The organism is Bacillus sp. HSf4, assembly GCF_029537375.1.
GTDB lineage: Bacteria > Bacillota > Bacilli > Bacillales > Bacillaceae > Bacillus > Bacillus sonorensis_A.
The window spans coordinates 3,493,069-3,512,617 of record NZ_CP120679.1 but is presented as its reverse complement, the minus strand read 5'-3'; the positions used below and the strand labels follow the sequence as shown (position 1 = coordinate 3,512,617).

General features: G+C 46.9%; 25 protein-coding genes and 1 riboswitch. Of the genes, 22 read left to right on the top strand and 3 right to left on the bottom strand.

The annotated features are described in order from the left end of the window. Positions 1-2 precede the first annotated feature (2 nt). From P3X63_RS18295 to P3X63_RS18285, 3 genes are read left to right on the top strand one after another with little or no spacing between them, the layout of a single operon-like run. Entirely contained in the window at positions 3-821 is an 819-nt protein-coding gene (locus tag P3X63_RS18295; RefSeq protein ID WP_077735538.1) for an ABC transporter ATP-binding protein, read from the top strand. Further along, on the top strand, positions 814-1,563 hold the full coding sequence (locus P3X63_RS18290) for an IucA/IucC family C-terminal-domain containing protein (protein WP_026588692.1): 750 nt from the start codon (positions 814-816) through the stop codon (positions 1,561-1,563). Before P3X63_RS18295 ends, P3X63_RS18290 begins: the two co-directional genes overlap by 8 nt. Then, positions 1,564-1,806 carry a YusU family protein gene (locus tag P3X63_RS18285; RefSeq protein ID WP_026588691.1) on the top strand — a complete coding sequence of 81 codons (243 nt, stop codon included), beginning with the start codon at positions 1,564-1,566 and terminating at the stop codon, positions 1,804-1,806. Between the two features lie 36 nt (positions 1,807-1,842). Here the strand turns inward: P3X63_RS18285 and P3X63_RS18280 are convergent, their stop codons facing one another. From P3X63_RS18280 to P3X63_RS18270, 3 genes are read right to left on the bottom strand one after another with little or no spacing between them, the layout of a single operon-like run. Continuing rightward, positions 1,843-2,187, bottom strand: a complete 345-nt coding sequence (locus P3X63_RS18280) for a spore coat protein (protein WP_026588690.1) — start codon at positions 2,185-2,187, stop codon at positions 1,843-1,845. 11 nt (positions 2,188-2,198) lie between these two features. Then, positions 2,199-2,450, bottom strand: coding sequence for a hypothetical protein (locus tag P3X63_RS18275; RefSeq protein ID WP_026588689.1), 252 nt, complete (start codon positions 2,448-2,450; stop codon positions 2,199-2,201). Between the two features lie 47 nt (positions 2,451-2,497). Then, positions 2,498-2,659, bottom strand: coding sequence for a YuzL family protein (locus P3X63_RS18270; protein ID WP_081692872.1), 162 nt, complete (start codon positions 2,657-2,659; stop codon positions 2,498-2,500). 215 nt (positions 2,660-2,874) lie between these two features. Between P3X63_RS18270 and P3X63_RS18265 the strand changes: the two genes are divergently transcribed. The 19 genes from P3X63_RS18265 to sufU all read left to right on the top strand — a co-directional run bounded on the left by P3X63_RS18265 (position 2,875) and on the right by sufU (position 19,536). Continuing rightward, positions 2,875-5,265 carry a 3-hydroxyacyl-CoA dehydrogenase/enoyl-CoA hydratase family protein gene (locus P3X63_RS18265; RefSeq protein WP_277691637.1) on the top strand — a complete coding sequence of 797 codons (2,391 nt, stop codon included), beginning with the start codon at positions 2,875-2,877 and terminating at the stop codon, positions 5,263-5,265. Between the two features lie 11 nt (positions 5,266-5,276). Beyond that, entirely contained in the window at positions 5,277-6,452 is a 1,176-nt protein-coding gene (locus P3X63_RS18260; RefSeq protein ID WP_026588687.1) for an acetyl-CoA C-acetyltransferase, read from the top strand. 19 nt (positions 6,453-6,471) lie between these two features. Then, positions 6,472-8,256, top strand: a complete 1,785-nt coding sequence (locus tag P3X63_RS18255; RefSeq protein ID WP_026588686.1) for an acyl-CoA dehydrogenase family protein — start codon at positions 6,472-6,474, stop codon at positions 8,254-8,256. Between the two features lie 124 nt (positions 8,257-8,380). Next, positions 8,381-8,737, top strand: coding sequence for an arsenate reductase family protein (locus P3X63_RS18250; protein ID WP_026588685.1), 357 nt, complete (start codon positions 8,381-8,383; stop codon positions 8,735-8,737). Positions 8,738-8,798: 61 nt separating this feature from the next. Then, entirely contained in the window at positions 8,799-9,182 is a 384-nt protein-coding gene (gene gcvH / locus P3X63_RS18245) for a glycine cleavage system protein GcvH (RefSeq protein ID WP_026588684.1), read from the top strand. Between the two features lie 58 nt (positions 9,183-9,240). Then, entirely contained in the window at positions 9,241-9,477 is a 237-nt protein-coding gene (locus P3X63_RS18240) for a YusG family protein (RefSeq protein ID WP_077735531.1), read from the top strand. A gap of 68 nt (positions 9,478-9,545) precedes the next feature. Then, positions 9,546-9,887 carry a toprim domain-containing protein gene (locus P3X63_RS18235; RefSeq protein WP_026588682.1) on the top strand — a complete coding sequence of 114 codons (342 nt, stop codon included), beginning with the start codon at positions 9,546-9,548 and terminating at the stop codon, positions 9,885-9,887. 17 nt (positions 9,888-9,904) lie between these two features. After that, positions 9,905-10,213: a thioredoxin family protein gene (locus P3X63_RS18230; RefSeq protein ID WP_026588681.1), complete on the top strand. Its 309-nt coding sequence runs from the start codon at positions 9,905-9,907 to the stop codon at positions 10,211-10,213. Between the two features lie 120 nt (positions 10,214-10,333). Then, positions 10,334-10,681 (top strand): SCP2 sterol-binding domain-containing protein, encoded by a 348-nt coding sequence (locus P3X63_RS18225; protein WP_026588680.1) that lies wholly within the window; start codon positions 10,334-10,336, stop codon positions 10,679-10,681. 202 nt (positions 10,682-10,883) lie between these two features. Beyond that, positions 10,884-10,991, top strand: a riboswitch (SAM riboswitch). 104 nt (positions 10,992-11,095) lie between these two features. Then, on the top strand, positions 11,096-12,121 hold the full coding sequence (gene metN, locus P3X63_RS18220) for a methionine ABC transporter ATP-binding protein MetN (protein ID WP_026588679.1): 1,026 nt from the start codon (positions 11,096-11,098) through the stop codon (positions 12,119-12,121). Then, a complete protein-coding gene (locus tag P3X63_RS18215) occupies positions 12,114-12,782 on the top strand; it encodes a methionine ABC transporter permease (protein ID WP_277691636.1) in 669 nt (222 codons plus the stop codon). The genes metN and P3X63_RS18215 overlap by 8 nt, the downstream gene beginning before the upstream one ends. A gap of 13 nt (positions 12,783-12,795) precedes the next feature. After that, positions 12,796-13,626: a methionine ABC transporter substrate-binding lipoprotein MetQ gene (metQ, locus tag P3X63_RS18210; RefSeq protein WP_026588677.1), complete on the top strand. Its 831-nt coding sequence runs from the start codon at positions 12,796-12,798 to the stop codon at positions 13,624-13,626. Between the two features lie 91 nt (positions 13,627-13,717). Continuing rightward, complete coding sequence (locus P3X63_RS18205; protein ID WP_035428468.1) at positions 13,718-14,101, top strand: carboxymuconolactone decarboxylase family protein; 384 nt, start codon at positions 13,718-13,720, stop codon at positions 14,099-14,101. Positions 14,102-14,291: 190 nt separating this feature from the next. Then, on the top strand, positions 14,292-14,441 hold the full coding sequence (locus P3X63_RS18200) for a YuzK family famiily protein (protein ID WP_179115644.1): 150 nt from the start codon (positions 14,292-14,294) through the stop codon (positions 14,439-14,441). Positions 14,442-14,576: 135 nt separating this feature from the next. After that, complete coding sequence (locus P3X63_RS18195; protein ID WP_026588675.1) at positions 14,577-15,473, top strand: cation diffusion facilitator family transporter; 897 nt, start codon at positions 14,577-14,579, stop codon at positions 15,471-15,473. Between the two features lie 290 nt (positions 15,474-15,763). After that, on the top strand, positions 15,764-16,549 hold the full coding sequence (gene sufC, locus P3X63_RS18190; protein WP_026588674.1) for a Fe-S cluster assembly ATPase SufC: 786 nt from the start codon (positions 15,764-15,766) through the stop codon (positions 16,547-16,549). Between the two features lie 17 nt (positions 16,550-16,566). Continuing rightward, positions 16,567-17,880 (top strand): Fe-S cluster assembly protein SufD, encoded by a 1,314-nt coding sequence (gene sufD, locus P3X63_RS18185; protein WP_077735527.1) that lies wholly within the window; start codon positions 16,567-16,569, stop codon positions 17,878-17,880. Beyond that, entirely contained in the window at positions 17,880-19,100 is a 1,221-nt protein-coding gene (gene sufS, locus P3X63_RS18180; RefSeq protein WP_277691635.1) for a cysteine desulfurase SufS, read from the top strand. Before sufD ends, sufS begins: the two co-directional genes overlap by 1 nt. Beyond that, entirely contained in the window at positions 19,090-19,536 is a 447-nt protein-coding gene (gene sufU, locus P3X63_RS18175; protein ID WP_026588671.1) for a Fe-S cluster assembly sulfur transfer protein SufU, read from the top strand. The genes sufS and sufU overlap by 11 nt, the downstream gene beginning before the upstream one ends. Positions 19,537-19,549: the final 13 nt, after the last annotated feature.

The window sequence follows — 19,549 nt, the reverse complement described above, 5'->3', positions numbered from 1 at the left end:
TTATGAGTGCCATTTCAACAGAAACGTTAAGCTTAGGTTATGGAGAAACAATCATTATTGATGAGTTAAACTTAACGATCCCAAAAGGTGAAATCACCGTGTTTATCGGCAGCAATGGCTGCGGTAAATCGACTCTCCTTCGGTCTCTCGCACGTTTGATGAAGCCAAAGGGCGGTTCAGTGCTTCTTGAAGGCAGCTCCATCGCCAAGCTGCCGACGAAAGAAGTTGCGAAGGAGCTTGCCATTCTGCCCCAAGGTCCGACTGCACCCGAAGGCTTGACGGTTCTCCAGCTCGTCAAGCAGGGGCGGTATCCATATCAAAACTGGCTCAAGCAATGGTCGGCTGAAGATGAAGAAGCCGTAAACAAGGCTTTGAAGGCGACAAGGATGGAAGAGCTTGCCGAGCGCACGGTCGATTCATTGTCCGGCGGCCAGCGCCAGCGCGCCTGGATTGCGATGACGCTTGCACAGGAAACGGATATCATTTTATTGGATGAACCGACAACATACTTGGATATGACCCATCAAATCGAAATTCTGGATCTCCTGTTTGAATTGAATGAACACGAAAAACGCACGATTGTCATGGTGCTTCATGATTTAAATCTCGCTTGCCGCTATGCCCATCACCTGGTGGCCATTAAAGATAAGCAGATTTACGCGGAAGGCCGGCCGGAATCGATTATCAACTGCCGGCTTGTTCAGGACGTTTTTGAGATGGATTGCGAAGTGACGAAAGATCCGCTTTTCGGAACGCCGCACTGCATTCCATACGGCAGAGGAAGATGTATCGTACAGCAGGTGGCTGAGTCCCATGCTTAATCTGAACAAAGAGGAGCTTGAGTCATTGCTTCGTTTTCGCTTGGGAACGAAGCAGACCGGCTCCTCATTGTCTGTCAAAGGCAGCCAGCTATTAGATGAGGATTTTTTAGGGAGCTATGTGCAAGATATAAAAGACCGGCTCAACGCTCCGAATCCAAAAGTCGCCGCTTCCATGATCATCAAGCGCTGCGGTATGCTGGCGGCCCTCCATTTCTACCTGTTTACCGTTTACGGAAAGCGCTTGCCAACCGAGGCTTCCTCCGTATCATGGGAAATTGATCCCGATGATGAAGGATGGTTGCCTTCGTTTTATTTTGCCGAGGGAGCAGAGCCTGCGGGGGAAAACCGCAGAAATGCGCTTCAAACACTAACGGAAGACATCTTCAGGAATCATATCGGCCGATTGATCGCTTCCTGCCGCAAAGCATGCTCGATTTCAAAGCATATCCTCTGGGAAAACATTGCGATTTACCTGTATTGGATGTATGAAACGCTTCAGACTGAGACCGCGGATTCAAACGTGAAGGAACGGGCCGCCTCGGATTTTCATTTTCTTTTATATGAAGCACATCCCGACCTTTTTGAAGAGGGCGCTGCAGAAAACCCGCTGAACAGGTTTTACCCCGGCCGCGATGTGAAAGATCGGACACGGGCTACCTGCTGCTTATATTACACGACGGACAAAAGCGGCCGCAAATGCAGCACATGCCCGACAAATAAGCGGAAAGAAAGGGTGTCATGAGTGGAAAAACTCGAGCAGCAGCTGGACGGACTCGTTGAAAAGTATACGGAGCTGCTTTTGGGGGAAACGAATGAAGAGCTGAAAGAACAGGTGAAGATGTGGATCATCTATACCCATATCGCCAAAAGCATGCCGCCGCTCGCCAAGCATTGGAATGCAGCATATCCAGACGCAAAGCGCGACATCAAAGAAGTCATCCAAAGCATCAAAAAAATGAATGAAGCCCACCGCGCCGAAAAATAAGCAGAGATTTGGAGCAATCTCTGCTTGGTTTTCGCTTTATCGGTTTTGCTGGTAAGGCGACTGGTTTTGAAGTGTGGATTGAAACTGCTGATACGACTGCGCGATTTTCTGTTGCTCTTCGGGCTCCACTTTGTACCAGCCGTTTTGAAACATGAGCTGATACAGCCTTCTTTGGCTGTTTTGCGCTTCGTTGAACAGCGGCTGAATCGCCTGGTACAGCGACTCATGGCTCAATTCGTTCAGCGCTGTGGAATATGAGGCCGTCATATACTTTTCAGTTGTTAACAGCTCATTGACGAAATCCCTGTCATTCATCGCGCTCGTATTAGGCACTGGTGTTTCCTGATTGCCGATTTTCTGCTGGTTTTGCTGCTGATTCATTTCATTTCCTCCTATTGCATGTATGCCGACGGATTTTGCGCTTGATTGTTCCTGAGCTGCTCTAAAATCACTCCGTAGTGGTGATGATGCATTTGTCCGACGCGGTCAAGCTCTGTTTTAAGCGACATATCTTGGCACTGGTCGGCCAAAAAGCGTGCTTTTTTCATCGCAAGCAAATTCCAGTGCAGCATATCCTGTAAATATAAATGATCCTTTGTCGAAATGACGGGCGGCGGGGTTGTCATTCCCTGTTGATTCTGGATGATAAACGCCTCCTTTTCTCGTTGATATCACGGAAAGTTTCTCTTGTTTAATAATGTTCAGGTCCACCCATGTTGTGCTTTTTGTACTGCTGGTTTTGGCTTGTCCGTTTTCCGCCGGCGTCTTCCTTTTTATAGTCCGGGCCCGCATTTCCTTTCATACTTGCAGCGCTGACTGCTGCCGAGGACGGATTTTTTCGTTCGCGTACCATGCCTTCACCTCCTCTATATCAATTTGTCCCAAAAGCCGCGAAACATGTAGAGCGAGATGAGGGAGAAGCGCTTCAGGCTCATAAAAAAATTTCTGAAATTTGCGTCAAGGCTATTGAACTCATTTCCAAAATCTTTTAAGATGAAAGAAGACAGGAGTTTATTTTTTTGGAGTAAAAATGAATGAGTATTCATTCAAAGTAGGGGAGGATCATTCATGGTCAAGCATATTCGTAAAGCCGCTGTTTTAGGATCGGGAGTCATGGGATCTGGCATTGCGGCTCATCTAGCCAATATCGGCATTCCCGTTTTGATGCTCGATATGGTTCCGCGCGAGCTGACGGAAGAAGAAAAGAAAAAAGGCCGCACACTCGAGGATCCCGATGTCCGCAACCGGCTCGCACAGTCAGCCGTACAAAAGCTGTTGAAACAAAAGCCGGCTCCGCTGACATCGAAAAAAAACATCAGCTATATCAGCACAGGGAACATGGAGGACGATTTTGAAAAAATAAAGGATGCCGATTGGATCATTGAAGTTGTAGTCGAAAATTTGGACATCAAAAAGCAAGTGTTTGCGAAGGTCGATCAGTACAGAAACAAAGGAAGCATCGTCAGCAGCAACACGTCGGGCATCTCTGTCAGACAAATGGCAGAAGGGAGATCAGCTGATTTCAAAAAAAACTTTTTGGGCACCCATTTTTTCAATCCGGCCCGTTATTTAAAGCTGCTTGAAGTCATTCCGATCGAAGAAACGGACCCTGAAGTGCTGGCCTTTATGAAAAAATTCGGCGAGGATGTGCTCGGCAAAGGGGTGGTTGAAGCGAAAGACACGCCAAACTTTATTGCCAACCGCATCGGAACTTACGGTCTGCTCGTGACCGTTCAGGAAATGCTGAAAGGCGGATATTCGATAGGTGAAGTCGATTCGATTACAGGCCCCTTGATCGGACGCCCGAAAAGCGCGACCTTTAGAACGCTTGATGTCGTCGGCCTTGACACTTTTTCACATGTTGCCAAAAATGTCTATGACCAAGTGGACGGAGATGAAAAAGCCGTTTTCCGTCTGCCTGAATTTATCGGGAAGATGCTTGAAAAACGCTGGATTGGAAGTAAAGCAAAACAAGGCTTTTATAAAAAAGAAGGAAAAGACATTTTTGAACTTGATCCGATGACGATGACATACAGCGAGCGAAAAAAATTAAAAACCCCGGGGCTTGAAGCAGCCAAGCAGATCAAAGGCTATGGAGCAAGAATGAAAGCGCTTGTTTATTCGGATGACCGGGCGGGAAAGCTGCTTTGGAATACGACTGCGCCTGTCCTCGTTTATTCCGCGGAACTGGCAGGGGAAATCGCCGACAGCATCACCGCCGTCGATCAGGCGATGAAATGGGGTTTTGGCTGGTCGGAAGGACCGTTTGAAATATGGGACAGCATCGGTGTAAAGGCTTCGGTTGAAAAGCTTGAAGCCGGCGGCTGGAAGGTTCCTGACTGGATCAAAGACATGCTCGGAAAAGGGCATGAGACGTTTTACCTTAAAGAAAACGGAAAAACGTTTTTCTATTGTTTCAAAAGCGGTGAATACCGGGCGCTTCAAGAAAACAAGAAAAATATTCATCTATCAACAATCAAAGAAACAAAAGGTGTCATCAAGAAAAACAGCGGTGCGAGTTTAATTGATTTGGGCGATGATGTTGCCCTGCTGGAATTTCACTCGAAAAGCAATGCGATCGGCTTTGACATCATCAAAATGCTGAATGATGCGCTTGAAGAAGTCGATCTGAACTTTAAAGGACTTGTGATCGGCAATCAGGCCAAAAATTTCTGCGTCGGCGCCAATCTGGCGATGATGCTGATGGAGGCCCAGGATGACAACTATATGGAAATTGACATGATCATCCGTCAGTTCCAGCAGACGATGATGAAGGTGAAATACAGTTCCAAGCCTGTCGTCGCTGCGCCGTTCGGCATGACACTCGGAGGGGGAACAGAGCTGTGCCTCCCTGCCGCCCGTGTGCAAGCCTCGAGCGAAGCTTATATGGGCCTTGTTGAAACAGGCGTCGGTCTGATTCCGGGAGGCGGCGGTAATAAAGAACTTTATTTGAATCATTTAAAAGGGCTGCCGGAAGGTGTCGAGCGTGATCTGCAGCAGGCGGCAAACAAGACATTTGAGACGATTGCCCTTGCAAAAACATCGACATCGGCCCATGAAGCGAAGGAATTGAATATATTAACCGCTCACGATCAAGTCAGCATGAATCAGGACCATCTGTTGTATGATGCCAAATCGCTCGTGTTGACGCTTCATGAAAACGGCTACCGCCCGCCGGTGAAAGAAAAGGTTCCGGTTGTCGGCGAAACCGGCTATGCGGCGCTCCTTCTCGGGGCCGAAGCGTTGAAATTGTCCGGCGCCATTTCTGAACATGATCTGAAAATCGCGAAAAAGCTGGCGTTTGTCATTGCCGGCGGCAGGGTCGCATACGGCGCAGAAGTAACGGAGGAATATCTGCTCAATTTGGAAAGGGAAGCTTTTCTGAGCCTTGTCAGTGAACCAAAATCCCAGGCGAGAATGCAGCATATGCTTGTCAAAGGCAAACCTTTGCGTAATTAGGAGGGAAAAACATGAAAGAGGCAGTCATAGTGTCGGGTGCGAGAACCCCGGTCGGAAAAGCAAAAAAAGGCTCATTGCGGACGGTCCGCCCTGATGACCTGGGCGCGTGTGCAGTGAAAGAAACATTGAAAAGAGCGGGCGGCTACGAAGGCAATATCGATGATTTGATCATCGGCTGCGCCACACCGGAAGCCGAACAAGGCTTGAACATGGCCCGGAACATCGGCGCGCTTGCCGGTCTCCCCCACACGGTTCCGGCCGTGACGATCAACAGATACTGTTCATCAGGCCTTCAGTCGATTGCATACGGCGCCGAGAAAATTATGCTTGGTGCGGCGGATACGATCATTGCCGGAGGAGCTGAATCGATGAGCATCGTCCCGATGATGGGGCATATCGTCAGACCGAATGCGGCGCTGGCGGAAACGGCTCCCGAATATTATATGGGGATGGGCCACACGGCCGAACAGGTCGCTGTTAAGTACGGTGTTTCAAGGGAAGATCAGGATGCCTTCGCTGTCCGCAGTCATCAAAATGCAGCCAAGGCGATTGCCGAAGGCAAATTTGCCGATGAAATCGTCCCTGTAGAGGTCACCGTCAGGGAAGTGGATGAAAACCATCAATTGCAGGAACAGACGTTTAATTTCGCATGTGATGAAGGCGTTCGAGCGGGGACCACAAAAGAAGTCCTCTCCACTTTGAAACCGGCGTTTTCCGCAAACGGATCGGTCACCGCCGGAAATTCGTCGCAAACGAGCGACGGTGCCGCGGCGGTCATGATCATGGACAGGGAAAAAGCGGATGCGCTCGGACTCGCTCCGCTGGCAAAGTTCCGCTCCTTTGCGGTCGGCGGTGTTCCGCCGGAAGTCATGGGCATCGGCCCTGTTGAAGCAGTGCCGAGGGCGCTGAAGATGGCCGGGCTGGATCTGTCGGACATCGGTTTATTCGAATTAAATGAAGCGTTCGCCTCACAGGCGATTCAAGTCATCAGATCGCTCGGCATCGATGAAGAAAAAGTCAATGTCAACGGAGGAGCGATCGCGCTCGGGCATCCGCTCGGCTGTACGGGAACAAAGCTGACCTTGACGCTGATACACGAAATGCGGCGGCGAAACGAGCAGTTCGGCGTTGTGACGATGTGCATCGGCGGCGGCATGGGGGCTGCAGGAGTATTCGAGTTAGTTTAAAAACAAAGGGGATGGGATCATGGAGCAAACAAAAGACCATATGAAAAAAGGCGGCGCCTTTCTGATAGAAGAAGTGACAGCGGATCAGATGTTCACACCGGAGGATTTCACAGATGAACATAAAATGATCGCCAAAACGACGGAAGACTACATTATCGGTGATGTGCTGCCTTTTGTTGACGAGATTGAGGAACATCATTTCGACCACTCGGTCAGGTTGTTGAAAAAAGCCGGGGAACTCGGCCTCCTCGGCGCTGATGTCCCGGAGGCGTTCGGCGGGCTGGGTCTTGATAAAATCAGCTCGGCGTTAATCACCGAAAAATTCTCGAGAGCGGGCAGTTTTTCCTTATCATACGGCGCCCATGTCGGGATCGGAACACTGCCGATCGTGTTTTTCGGAACAGAGGAGCAAAAGCAAAAGTATCTGCCGTCGCTCGCTACAGGCGAGAAATTTGCCGCATATGCATTGACAGAGCCGGGATCAGGGTCCGATGCGCTCGGGGCGAAAACAACAGCCGTCCTGAATGAAGCGGGGACACACTATATTTTAAACGGCGAAAAACAGTGGATTACAAACTCGGCCTTTGCTGATGTCTTTATCGTATATGCGAAAATTGACGGCGAACATTTTTCCGCTTTCATTGTTGAAAAGGACTATCCGGGTGTGTCAACAGGGCCGGAAGAGAAAAAAATGGGGATCAAAGGCTCATCGACCCGCACGCTTATTTTAGATCAGGTGCAGGTGCCGAAGGAAAATCTTTTAGGTGAAGCGGGCAAAGGGCATGTCATCGCCTTCAATATTTTAAATATCGGCCGCTATAAGCTGGCCGTCGGAACGATCGGCGCATCTAAGCGGGTGATAGAGCTGTCAGCTGCATACGCCAACCAGCGTCAGCAATTTAAAACACCGCTTTCCAAATTCAGCCTGATCGGTGAAAAAATCGCCAATATGTCAGCCAAACTGTATGCGATGGAAAGCTCTGTTTACCGGACCGTCGGGCTTTTTGAAGACAAAATGGGCACATTGAGCGAAGAAGATCAAAAAGACGGGCGCCAGGTGGCCAAATCGATTGCCGAATATGCCATCGAATGTTCGTTAAATAAAGTTTTTGGATCGGAAACACTCGACTATATCGTTGATGAAGGCGTGCAGATCCACGGCGGCTACGGCTTCATGCAGGAATACGAAGTGGAACGGGCCTACCGCGATTCGCGGATTAACCGGATCTTTGAAGGAACAAATGAAATCAACCGCCTCATCGTCCCGGGCACCTATTTGAAAAAAGCCATGAAAGGGGAACTGCCGCTCTTTGAAAAAGCCAAAGCCCTTCAGGAAGAGCTGATGATGCTTATGCCTGAAGAACCGGGAGACGGCGTCCTCGAACAGGAAAAGTATCTGCTGCAAAACGCCAAAAAGATCGCGCTGATGATCGCAGGGCTTGCTGCACAAAAATATGGAAAAGCGATCGATCGCGAACAGGAGATTCTCGTGAATATCGCTGACATCGTCAGCCAGGTTTACGCGATGGAGTCAGCCGTTTTGCGAACAGAAAAAGCCATCACGGCGCTCGGCGAAGAAAAAAATGCCCAGAAAATCCTCTACACGCAAATTTTCACACAGGAAGCGTTTCAGGAGATTGAAAGCCATGCCAAGGAATCATTAATCGCCATGGAATCCGGCGATTCGCTGCGGATGATGCTCTCCGCCCTCCGCAAGCTGACACGCTTTACACCTGTCAATGTCATTGAGAAAAAACGCGAAGCCGCCAAGGCCGTCTTCGAAGCGGAAAAATTTATTGTGTAAATCCAAAAGCCCCGTTCTTTTCGAGCGGGGCTTCTAAGCTGAACAAAGGACTGCAAACAACGGTTTGGGCTTTTAAAAAGATCTGTGTTAAAATAACCTCGGATAAATCGAGAGGGGTGAGTGCATGGCTTTAGATTTTTATTGGTACCCGAAATGCGGGACATGCCGAAAAGCGAAAAAGTGGCTCGAAGATCACGGCAAAGAAATCAATGGGATACATATCGCAGAACATCCGCCAAGCAAGGAAAAGCTGAAAGAGCTTTATGAAAAAAGCGGACTTGAATTGAAAAAGTTTTTCAACACAAGCGGTCAAAAATACCGGGAACTCGGCTTGAAAGACAAGCTGCAAAACATGTCTGAGGATGAGCAGCTTGAATTGCTTGCTTCCGACGGGATGCTGATCAAACGTCCGATTACGACAGACGGCCGGAAGGTAACAGTCGGTTTTAAGGAAGATCAGTTTAAGACATACTGGTTATAATGCATCAAGATGTGATATCTTCAATGTAGGACGATTTAAAACACTTTATGGAGGGGTAGCCATGAGCACACCAAAAGAACTGCGTTATTCTGAAGAACACGAGTGGGTCAAAACCGAAGACGGCAAAGTCAGAATCGGAATTACTGATTTTGCGCAATCTGAGCTGGGGGACATCGTTTTTGTCGAGCTGCCGGAAGTCGGAGACGAAATCAAAGCGGACGAGCCATTTGGAAGCGTTGAATCTGTTAAAACCGTTTCAGAATTGTACGCCCCGATCAACGGGAAAGTGGTTGAAGTGAATGGGGAACTCGAAGACAGCCCTGAGTTTGTCAATGAATCACCGTATGAAAAAGCGTGGATGATCGTCGTTGAACCGTCTGACGCATCAGAAATCGACAGCTTGATGACTGCCGAACAATATGATGAAATGATCAAAGAAGACTAAAACTTTAGGATAGCAGCCTCTCATTTGGACACGCTATAGCATAGAGGGGGTGTCCAAATTGACGCTGAAAAAAGAGCGTATTGATATTACAGAGCATGTGAAAGGCCATTTTAAAGGCGGCGGCATGCATCTGTACCATGAAAACGAACCGATCGGCCGGATGACCGGTATGGATCAATACGAGCTGAAATCTGGATATATATTCCAAGATCAAAAATTTTACAAAATGGCTGATACGATAAGCAAACCGGATGCAAAATATGTGGACTGTGATGACCAGCAAGGCTGGTGTTAAAGGCCGGGCGGTGAATACTCACTGCCTTTTTTTATGAAAAATCTATTTTTCTCTCAAAGGTGATCCATATGCCGGAAAACGAAAAAGTCATGATCGTCGAAGGAAAGTCCGATAAACTGAAAGTCAAACATGTCGTTGAAGAACCCATTGACATTATTTGCACAAACGGAACGATCAGCCAGACAAAGCTCGATGAATTCGCCGAGAACCTGTATGATAAAGACGTTTACATACTGGTTGATGCCGATGAATCCGGGGAAAAGCTGCGCCGGCAGCTCAAAAGGGAACTGCCCGAAGCGTCCCATTTATACATTGACAAAGTCTATAAAGAAGTCGCTGCAGCCCCGAGCCGCCATGTAGCGGAGATCCTGTTCCGGTCAAACATACGAGTGCATAGCAAATTTTTATGATGAGGTGTGTAAAACCTATGCAGGAACTTCAGGAACAAGAATTAAAACAGCTTGAGCAGAAGACATGTGTCCTCTATTTATACACGCCGTTTTGCGGAACGTGCCAGCTGGCTGGAAAAATGCTGGAGGTTGTTGACGAAATGCTCGCCGACATCCCTTTCTATAAAAACAATCTCAATTATTCCCCGTCATTCGCCAAACAGCATGAGATTGAAAGTGTGCCGTGTTTTATTCTTTATCAAAACGGACGGATCGTCAAAAAAGGGTATGCGTTTCATTCCGTTTCCTATTTATATGAGACAATTAAACAAAATGCTGTTGATTAAGGGTATTTTTGACATATTTCTCGGGAAATAACCCGCAAAAACTTGTCGAGCAATTCATAAAGGACTCCCGCTGTATACAGAGAATCTGTAAGTATGACCAATTTACAGGAGGTTATACAGTTGGAGAAAACAGGATTGATAGAAAGAGAGGATCGGTCTCTTTTTTTAAAACCTCTATTATCCACAACAGCTTTGCTGATTACATTTCAAGGAGAAAAAGAAGCTTTTACGTTAGCGATCAACGAACAGGGGGAAATGGAAAAATCTACTCCTGTGGAAAAAGCTCACTTGACTTTTTTTGGAGAGCAAAGCGAGATTATCGACCTTCTTCATGGAGATATTTCCCTGCAGCAGCTCGTACAGCGCGGCACCGTCAAGGTTAAAGGCTCCTTCAGAGCTTTATTGAAGCTCGAAGCGATTTTATGGCTGACAGACGGTTTCTTCAAAAACAGCGACCTTCAATTATAAACTTTCCAAATGTTGAAAATTAGACACTTTCACCGTGTTAAGGCAGACAAGGGGGGAGGCGGACGTTCAGCACGCCTCTTTTATCTGTTCATCAGATCGGATAGGCCGTTTGTCTTACGAAAAGTAGTTGACAACTATTTTTTTGCATGATATTCTACTGTAAGAATTCCGATCATAATAATCAAAAAATAAATATATGTTTCTCTTATCCAGAGAGGTGGAGGGAAGTGCCCTATGAAACCCGGCAACCATCAACAGATGTTGAAATGGTGCCAATTCACACGAAGCGTTAAGCTTTGAAAGATGAGAGAAAGGCCCAAGCTTTCAAAGCCTTTCTGCTCATGTGTGCAGAAAGGCTTTTTTTCATAATATGATTGGACCTCAAAGAATAGAGCAAGAAAGCAGGTGGTGGCTTTGATAAATCTTCAAGGTGTTTCAAAGGTTTATCAGTCAAAGCATGGAGATGTCAATGCCGTCCAGGATGTCACCCTTTCGATCAAAAAAGGTGAAATCTTCGGAATTATTGGATATAGCGGAGCCGGTAAAAGCTCCTTGATCCGTCTCTTGAACGGACTAGAACAGCCCACTTCAGGCACAGTTGAAGTAGCGGGCAGAACGATTAGCGAAATTAAAGGGAAAAAGCTGAGAGATGCGCGAAAAGAAATCAGCATGATCTTTCAGCACTTCAACCTTTTATGGTCAAGAACGGTGCGCGACAATATTGCGTTTCCGTTGGAGATCGCCGGCGTCAGCAAAGCAAAACGGCAGAAAAGAGTCGCTGAACTGATCAAGCTCGTCGGCCTTGAAGGGAAGGAAAACGCCTATCCTTCACAGCTGAGCGGCGGACAGAAGCAGCGCGTCGGGATCGCAAGGGCGCTCGCAAACAATCCGAAAGTTCTCCTTTGTGATGAAGCGACTTCAGCGCTTGATCCGCAGACGACTGACTCGATCCTGGGTCTTCTGTCTGATATCAATGAACGGCTCGGGTTGACGATTGTCCTGATCACACATGAAATGCATGTCATCCGGAAAATCTGTCACAGAGTCGCTGTCATGGAAAACGGCAGAGTTGTTGAAGAAGGCGACGTATTGGACGTCTTCAGAAAGCCGAAGGAAGACATGACCAAGCGCTTTGTCCAGCAGGTGACCGAACCGGAAGAAACGAAGGAAACTTTGAAGCATTTCCTTGAAGAAACGAAAACCGGGCGGACGATTAAGCTTACATTTGTCGGCGAAGCAGCCGAAACGCCGCTGATGACGCAGATCATCCGAACATTTGATGTTGAAGTCAACATTCTGCAAGGGAAAATTTCGCAGACGCAGGATGGTGCTTACGGTTCGCTGTTCATCCATGTTGACGGCGATTTGGATGAGGTCAATAAAGCGGTCGAATTCATCAAGAGCCGGCAGGTAGAAGCAGAGGTGATCACAAGTGTTTGAAAAACTGTTTCCGAATGTAGACATGGAGCAGCTGTGGAACGCGACATATGAAACGGTTTATATGACGGGGATTTCGCTTTTGTTTGCATTTATCATCGGCGTGCTTCTCGGTTTGCTTCTTTATTTAACTTCAAAAGGAAACATCTGGGAAAACAAACCGATTAATGCGGTAATCGGGGCTGTTGTCAATGTGTTCCGGTCGATTCCGTTTATTATTTTAATTATCATATTGCTCAGCTTTACGAAATTTATCATGGGAACGATTTTGGGTCCTAATGCGGCGCTGCCTTCATTAATCGTCGCATCGGCACCGTTTTATGCCCGCCTTGTGGAAATCGCCCTCCGCGAAGTCGATAAAGGTGTGATTGAAGCGGCGAAATCAATGGGTGCGAAAACATCGACAATCATTTTCAAAGTGCTGCTGCCTGAATCGATGCCGGCTTTGATTTCCGGTATTACTGTAACAGCGATTGCGCTGATCGGTTCCACAGCCATGGCCGGTGCGATCGGCTCCGGCGGACTCGGCAACCTTGCATATGTCGATGGATTTCAAATGAACAATAATGACATTATCGTCATTGCAACGATTTTTATTTTGGCTATCGTTTTTATCATCCAATTTATTGGGGATTTTATAACAAATAAACTAGACAAACGTTAGGGAGGATACGAAAGTGAAAAAAGGGTTATTAACGGCTTTACTTATCATTTTTGCCGGCGTACTTGCCGCATGCGGGTCATCGAACAGCGAAGGAGATAAAGACAGCAAAGTGATCACAGTCGGAGCGACGCCGACGCCGCACGCCGAAATTCTTGAAGAGGCAAAACCGCTGTTAAAAGAAAAAGGCTATGAGCTTAAAATCAAGAAATTCACCGATTACAAACTGATCAACAAAGCGCTCGCTTCAAAAGATCTTGATGCAAACTATTTCCAGCATGTTCCTTATCTTGAACAGGAAATGAAAGAAAACGAAGACTACGATTTAGTCAATGTCGGTGCAGTCCATCTTGAGCCATTCGGGATTTACTCTAAAAAGTATAAATCATTGAAAGATCTTCCTGACGGTGCGACGATCATCATGAGCAATAACGCCGCTGAACAGGGCCGCATGCTTTCAATGCTGGAAAATGCCGGTCTCATCAAGCTGAAATCAGGCATTAAAAAAGTGGACGCAACAGTGAAGGATATTACGGAAAACAAGAAAAACCTGAAAATCAAAAACAATGTTGCACCTGAAATGACGGCAAAAGCATATGACAGCAATGAAGCAGACGCCGTGTTCATCAACGTGAACTACGCGATCCAAAACAAGCTGAATCCGAAAAAAGATGCCATTGAGCTTGAGTCTCCAAAAGACAATCCTTACGCGAACATCATCGCTGTTCGCAAAGGTGACGAAGATTCTGCGAAAGTCAAAGCGCTGATTGAAGTGTTGCACTCTGACAAAATCAAAGATTTCATCGATAAAAAATATGAAGGCTCAGTCCTTCCTGTAACAGAATAAAAGTGAAACCCCGGTTTGTGAGCAAACCGGGGTTTTTTCTCGTATGTTGTGCATAAAGTTGTCCATAATAAAGAGAAAATCTACATATTAAATGGAGGAAATTCGCGTGAACCAGCATGAATCAGAAAGCATCATCGAATCCGCCCTGCACGAATATAAAGCGGGAATCGGCATCTTCTCAGAAAAAATGCCGGGCATTGCCACAAAGTACAACGAGTTTACTCAAGAATGCTTTAAAAAGGGTGTCCTGAGCGAAAAAGAAAAGCAATTGATTGCACTCGGGATCAGCATCAACACCCAGGACGAATATTGTATCATCTATCACATCAAAGGCTGCCTTGACAGCGGAGCGAAGGAAGAAGAAATTCTTGAAGCCGTCGGGGTCTCCGCGGCATTTGGCGGGGGAGCGGCGATGAGCCAAGCCGTCACGCTCGTCTTGCAGGCTATGGAAGAATTCAAACAAATGAAACATTGACCGAGAAATTAAAAGAATGTTCCAGCTAGCGCCTGTGAAATGCCGGAAAATCGACAGAGGTCAGCACATTTAATGCATACTCATCTTTGAAGAGTCTGTATATAATTGGTATCATGTAAGAAAATCTCTGAAAGGATGATTCATTATTTGTTCAAGCCAAGATCAGCTTGACCTTGAATTTACGGCGGAAATGGAAAAAGCGATGCACAGATCCCATGGCATGGGTTACGAGGAATACAGCAGAAGCCATGAAAATCGGCTTGAAGTCGAAAAAAGAAGGGAAAAGCAGCATCAAAAAAGCAAACAGATCATTTCAGACATGAAATGGATGAACGGATAAAGCAAAGCAAAAGGACGGAAGATATCCGTCCTTTTGTATGCCCGACGCTTGGATACAGGTTGACCTGAATAAAGACAGAAGATAAAATTATAATATGAACATATGGTCATATTCAGAGGAAAGGAGTTTTGAAATATGAGCCATTCCCACCATCATCATCATACTCATCAAGCCAGCAAAAAAGCGCTTCTTTTCAGCTTCATCCTCATCTTTCTCTTTATGGCGGTTGAAGTCGTCGGCGGGATTTTGACAAACAGCCTCGCCCTTTTATCTGATGCCGGACATATGCTAAGTGACGCTGCAGCCCTTGGCTTAAGCCTCATCGCTGTTATATTTGGAGCAAAGACGGCAAATGAAAACAAAACCTACGGCTATAAGCGCTTTGAAATTTTGGCCGCTTGTTTAAATGGCATCACACTGCTTGTGATTTCACTTTATATTTTTTGGGAAGCGTTCCATCGCTTTTTCAATCCGCCGGAAGTCGAAAGCGCCGGCATGCTTGGGATCGCTTTTCTCGGACTGCTTGTCAACATTGCCGCGGCCTGGCTTTTAATGCGGGGAGACACAGGCGAAAATTTAAATGTCAAAAGCGCATTTCTGCACGTCATCGGTGATATGCTGGGCTCTGTCGGTGCGATCATCGCCGGTTTCTTGATGCTGTTTTTCGATTGGAATGCCGCCGATCCGATTGCAAGCGTTCTTGTCGCCATCCTGGTGCTTGTCAGCGGCTGGCGCATCACAAAGGATGCTGTTCATGTTTTAATGGAAGGAAAACCGAAGCATATCGATATGGAATTGCTCCGGAAAGGGGTGCTGTCGATTCCGTCTGTCAAGGATGTTCACGATCTTCATATTTGGTCGATCACTTCCGACTTTCCATCCTTAAGCTGTCATGTGACAGTCGCAGATAACAGTGACAGGGATAGAATCCTGCAACAAGTATCAGAATATCTAAGGAAAGAATTTAATTTGAAGCATGTCACCATCCAGATAGAAGGTGAAAAGCATTCCCATCATGATTCATGCAATTGAGAACGAGCTCCCTTCAGTGTGAAAAATCCGCCTCCTCTTAAAGCACACTCCCCGAGAACAGATCTTCGAATGCGAGGCAAATGTAAATAATCGTTTTTACTGGATGGTTATGGACGAAGGAAGTTTCTTACGGCAATCACTTTAAGAAAAAAACGATTTTTGTTACACTTGAAAACATGTACACACGAAAAAGATCTTAAAGACTTTTGTTGTATTCAATTTTCATTTGTTATAAAATTAGAATGAGAATAAATTGAGAATAATGATTATCTATATTGGAGGTATATTTCATGGCTGCTTCGACATTAACAATCAAAGATCTTCACGTTGAGATTGAAGGGAAAGAGATTTTAAAAGGTGTAAACCTTGAAATAAAAGGCGGGGAATTCCACGCTGTCATGGGACCTAACGGAACGGGTAAATCGACTTTATCCGCGGCGATCATGGGACACCCTAAATATGAAGTAACAAAAGGCAGCATTTTGCTTGACGGCAAAGATGTTCTGGAAATGGAAGTGGATGAACGCGCGCAAGCCGGCCTGTTCCTGGCCATGCAATATCCGAGTGAAATCAGCGGCGTCACGAATGCCGACTTCCTCCGCTCTGCAATCAATGCACGCAGAGAAGAGGGCGATGAGATTTCGTTAATGAAATTCATCCGCAAAATGGATGAAAATATGGAATTTCTTGAAATGGACCCTGACATGGCGCAGCGCTATTTAAATGAAGGATTTTCAGGCGGGGAGAAAAAGCGCAATGAAATCCTGCAGCTGATGATGATTGAACCGAAGATCGCCATCCTTGATGAGATCGATTCCGGTTTGGATATCGACGCCCTGAAAGTCGTCTCAAAAGGCATCAACAAAATGCGCGGCGAAGACTTCGGCTGCCTGATCATCACGCACTATCAGCGCCTGTTGAACTACATCACGCCTGACCATGTGCACGTTATGATGCAAGGCCGCGTTGTGAAATCAGGCGGACCTGAGCTTGCACAGCGTCTTGAAGCTGAAGGATATGACTGGATTAAGCACGAGCTGGGAATCGAAGACGAAACTGTCGGTCAAGAAGCGTAAGCGTTAGGGGGATAAACATGACATTGGAAACAAAACTATCTGTAGATCGGGAATATGTCAAAAGCTTCTCTGAGAAGCATCAGGAACCGGCCTGGCTGCAAGACCTACGCTTAGAAGCGCTTGAAAAAGCAGAAGATCTGCCTCTGCCACGGCCTGATAAAACAAAAATCACAAATTGGAATTTCACACAGTTTGATAAACATACTGTAGAAAATAAACCGCTTGAATCTTTGAATGATCTTTCAGATGAAGTCAAATCGCTGATCGATCTCGGGAATGAAGACAAGACGCTTTACATCCAAAGAGATCAGACACCGGCTTACCTGTCTCTTTCTCAAGAGCTGCAGGATCAAGGCGTGATCTTCACAGATATTCATACGGCATTTCGCGAACACGGCGATCTCGTCAAAAAATACTTTATGACGGACGGCGTAAAAGTCGATGAGCATAAATTAACTGCATTACATGCAGCGCTGCTGAACGGCGGAGCATTCCTTTACGTTCCGAAAAACGTCGAGCTGAAAGCGCCGGTGCAGGCGGTGTATGTCCATGAAAGCAACGATACAACGCTTTTCAACCATGTACTCGTCGTCGCAGATGACAACAGTGCGGTCACATATGTAGAAAACTACATCAGCACGGTCAACCCTAAAAAAGCGGTATTTAACATCGTGTCAGAAGTGATCACAGGTGCGAATGCCCGCGTTCAATACGGAGCGGTGGACAATCTTTCCGCAGGGGTTACGGCATATGTCAGCCGCCGCGGAACAGCGCTCGGACGCGACAGCAAAATCGAATGGGCGCTCGGTTTGATGAATGATGGAGACACCATTTCTGAAAACACGACAAATCTTCACGGAGACGGCACTTTTGGCGATACAAAAACGGTTGTCGTCGGCAGAGGAGAACAAACCGAGAACTTTACAACACAGATCATTCACCACGGCAAGCACTCGGAAGGCTACATTTTAAAACACGGCGTCATGAAAGATTCCGCATCCTCGATCTTTAACGGCATCGGAAAAATCGAACACGGCGCATCAAAATCAAATGCCGAACAGGAGTCACGCGTGCTGATGCTCAGCGAAAAAGCGCGCGGAGACGCGAATCCGATTCTTTTAATCGATGAAGATGACGTTACAGCGGGCCACGCCGCATCTGTCGGCCGCGTCGATCCGGTTCAGCTCTACTACTTGATGAGCCGCGGAATTCCGAAAGAAGAAGCAGAACGTCTTGTCATTTACGGCTTCCTGGCACCGGTGGTCAATGAGCTTCCGATCGAAGGCGTGAAAAAACAGCTCGTCTCTGTAATCGAAAGGAAAGTAAAATAATGAATGTCAAAGATATTCGCGAACAGTTTCCGATTCTCGACCAACAAGTCAACGGACACGATCTTGTGTATTTAGACAGCGCGGCTACATCGCAAAAGCCGCGTGTCGTCATCGACAAGCTTGACGAGTATTACAAATCCTACAATTCAAATGTCCATCGCGGCGTTCATACATTGGGAACGAAGGCGACTGATGGATACGAAGGGGCGCGCGAGAAGGTCAGGAAGTTTATCAACGCGAAATCGATGCAGGAAATTATCTTTACGCGGGGCACGACAACGGCGCTGAACACGGTCGCGCTCAGCTATGCCCGCGCCAGCCTGAAGCCGGGTGATGAAGTCGTCATCACGCCGATGGAGCACCATGCGAATATCATTCCATGGCAGCAGGCGGTAAAAGTAAGCGGCGCTACATTGAAATACATTCCGTTGCAGGAAGACGGCACCATTTCACTGGATGATGTCAGACAGACGGTGACAGCCAATACGAAAATCGTATCAGCCGCACATGTGTCAAATGTTCTCGGGTCGATGAATCCGATTAAAGAAATCGCCAAAATCGCCCATGACAACGGCGCGGTGATGGTGGTTGACGGGGCGCAGAGCACACCGCATATGAAGATCGATGTTCAGGATTTGGACTGCGACTTCTTTACTTTCTCCGCCCACAAAATGTGCGGCCCGACCGGGATCGGAGTATTGTATGGCAAAAAAGCGCTGCTTGAAAACATGGAACCCGCGGAATTCGGCGGAGAAATGATTGATTTTGTCGGTCTTTACGAATCAACCTGGAAGGAGCTGCCTTGGAAATTCGAAGCGGGGACACCGATTATTGCCGGTGCGATCGGATTGGGTGCAGCGATTGACTTCCTGGAAGACATCGGACTTGACGCCATTTCAGAACATGAACATCGTCTTGCAGCATATGCACTAAAACGTTTTGAAGAGCTTGAAGGCGCAACTGTATACGGACCGAAGCAGCGTGCAGGACTCGTGACATTCAACCTTGAAGACGTCCATCCTCACGATGTGGCAACCGTATTGGACGCAGAAGGCGTCGCTGTCAGAGCCGGACATCACTGCGCACAGCCTTTGATGAAATGGCTGAATGTTTCCGCTACTGCAAGAGCAAGCTTTTATCTGTATAATACAGAAGAAGACATCGATAAACTGATTGAAGCTCTTCAGAAGACAAAGGAGTATTTCACAAATGTCTTTTAATGTGAACTTGGATACACTGTATCGGCAGGTCATTATGGATCACTACAAAAATCCGCGAAATAAAGGGGTTTTAAATGACAGCATTGTCGTTGACATGAACAACCCGACATGCGGTGACCGGATCAGACTGACGATGAAGATTACGGACGAAAAGGTAGAAGACGCAAAATTTGAAGGTGAAGGCTGCTCCATTTCCATGGCGTCCGCTTCCATGATGACGCAGGCGATCAAAGGAAAAGACGTGGGGACCGCCCTTCAAATGTCACAGATCTTTTCGGATATGATGCAGGGCAAAGACTACGACGATTCGATCGATTTAGGCGATATCGAAGCCCTTCAAGGCGTTTCAAAGTTTCCAGCCCGGATTAAATGTGCGACACTTTCTTGGAAAGCCCTTGAAAAGGGTGTTGCCAAAGAAGACAGCGATAATGAATAAAGATTGGAGTGAA

Bases quoted from the DNA above. Each gene is read 5' to 3' on its own strand.
- P3X63_RS18295 (WP_077735538.1), top strand. From the start codon at position 3: ATGAGTGCCATTTCAACAGAAACGTTAAGCTTAGGTTATGGAGAAACA.
- P3X63_RS18290 (WP_026588692.1), top strand. From the start codon at position 814: ATGCTTAATCTGAACAAAGAGGAGCTTGAGTCATTGCTTCGTTTTCGC.
- P3X63_RS18280 (WP_026588690.1), bottom strand. From the start codon at position 2,187: ATGAATCAGCAGCAAAACCAGCAGAAAATCGGCAATCAGGAAACACCA.
- P3X63_RS18270 (WP_081692872.1), bottom strand. From the start codon at position 2,659: ATGGTACGCGAACGAAAAAATCCGTCCTCGGCAGCAGTCAGCGCTGCA.
- P3X63_RS18265 (WP_277691637.1), top strand. From the start codon at position 2,875: ATGGTCAAGCATATTCGTAAAGCCGCTGTTTTAGGATCGGGAGTCATG.
- P3X63_RS18260 (WP_026588687.1), top strand. From the start codon at position 5,277: ATGAAAGAGGCAGTCATAGTGTCGGGTGCGAGAACCCCGGTCGGAAAA.
- P3X63_RS18255 (WP_026588686.1), top strand. From the start codon at position 6,472: ATGGAGCAAACAAAAGACCATATGAAAAAAGGCGGCGCCTTTCTGATA.
- P3X63_RS18250 (WP_026588685.1), top strand. From the start codon at position 8,381: ATGGCTTTAGATTTTTATTGGTACCCGAAATGCGGGACATGCCGAAAA.
- gcvH (WP_026588684.1), top strand. From the start codon at position 8,799: ATGAGCACACCAAAAGAACTGCGTTATTCTGAAGAACACGAGTGGGTC.
- P3X63_RS18235 (WP_026588682.1), top strand. From the start codon at position 9,546: ATGCCGGAAAACGAAAAAGTCATGATCGTCGAAGGAAAGTCCGATAAA.
- P3X63_RS18230 (WP_026588681.1), top strand. From the start codon at position 9,905: ATGCAGGAACTTCAGGAACAAGAATTAAAACAGCTTGAGCAGAAGACA.
- P3X63_RS18205 (WP_035428468.1), top strand. From the start codon at position 13,718: ATGGAGGAAATTCGCGTGAACCAGCATGAATCAGAAAGCATCATCGAA.
- P3X63_RS18200 (WP_179115644.1), top strand. From the start codon at position 14,292: ATGGAAAAAGCGATGCACAGATCCCATGGCATGGGTTACGAGGAATAC.
- P3X63_RS18195 (WP_026588675.1), top strand. From the start codon at position 14,577: ATGAGCCATTCCCACCATCATCATCATACTCATCAAGCCAGCAAAAAA.
- sufC (WP_026588674.1), top strand. From the start codon at position 15,764: ATGGCTGCTTCGACATTAACAATCAAAGATCTTCACGTTGAGATTGAA.
- sufD (WP_077735527.1), top strand. From the start codon at position 16,567: ATGACATTGGAAACAAAACTATCTGTAGATCGGGAATATGTCAAAAGC.
- sufS (WP_277691635.1), top strand. From the start codon at position 17,880: ATGAATGTCAAAGATATTCGCGAACAGTTTCCGATTCTCGACCAACAA.
- sufU (WP_026588671.1), top strand. From the start codon at position 19,090: ATGTCTTTTAATGTGAACTTGGATACACTGTATCGGCAGGTCATTATG.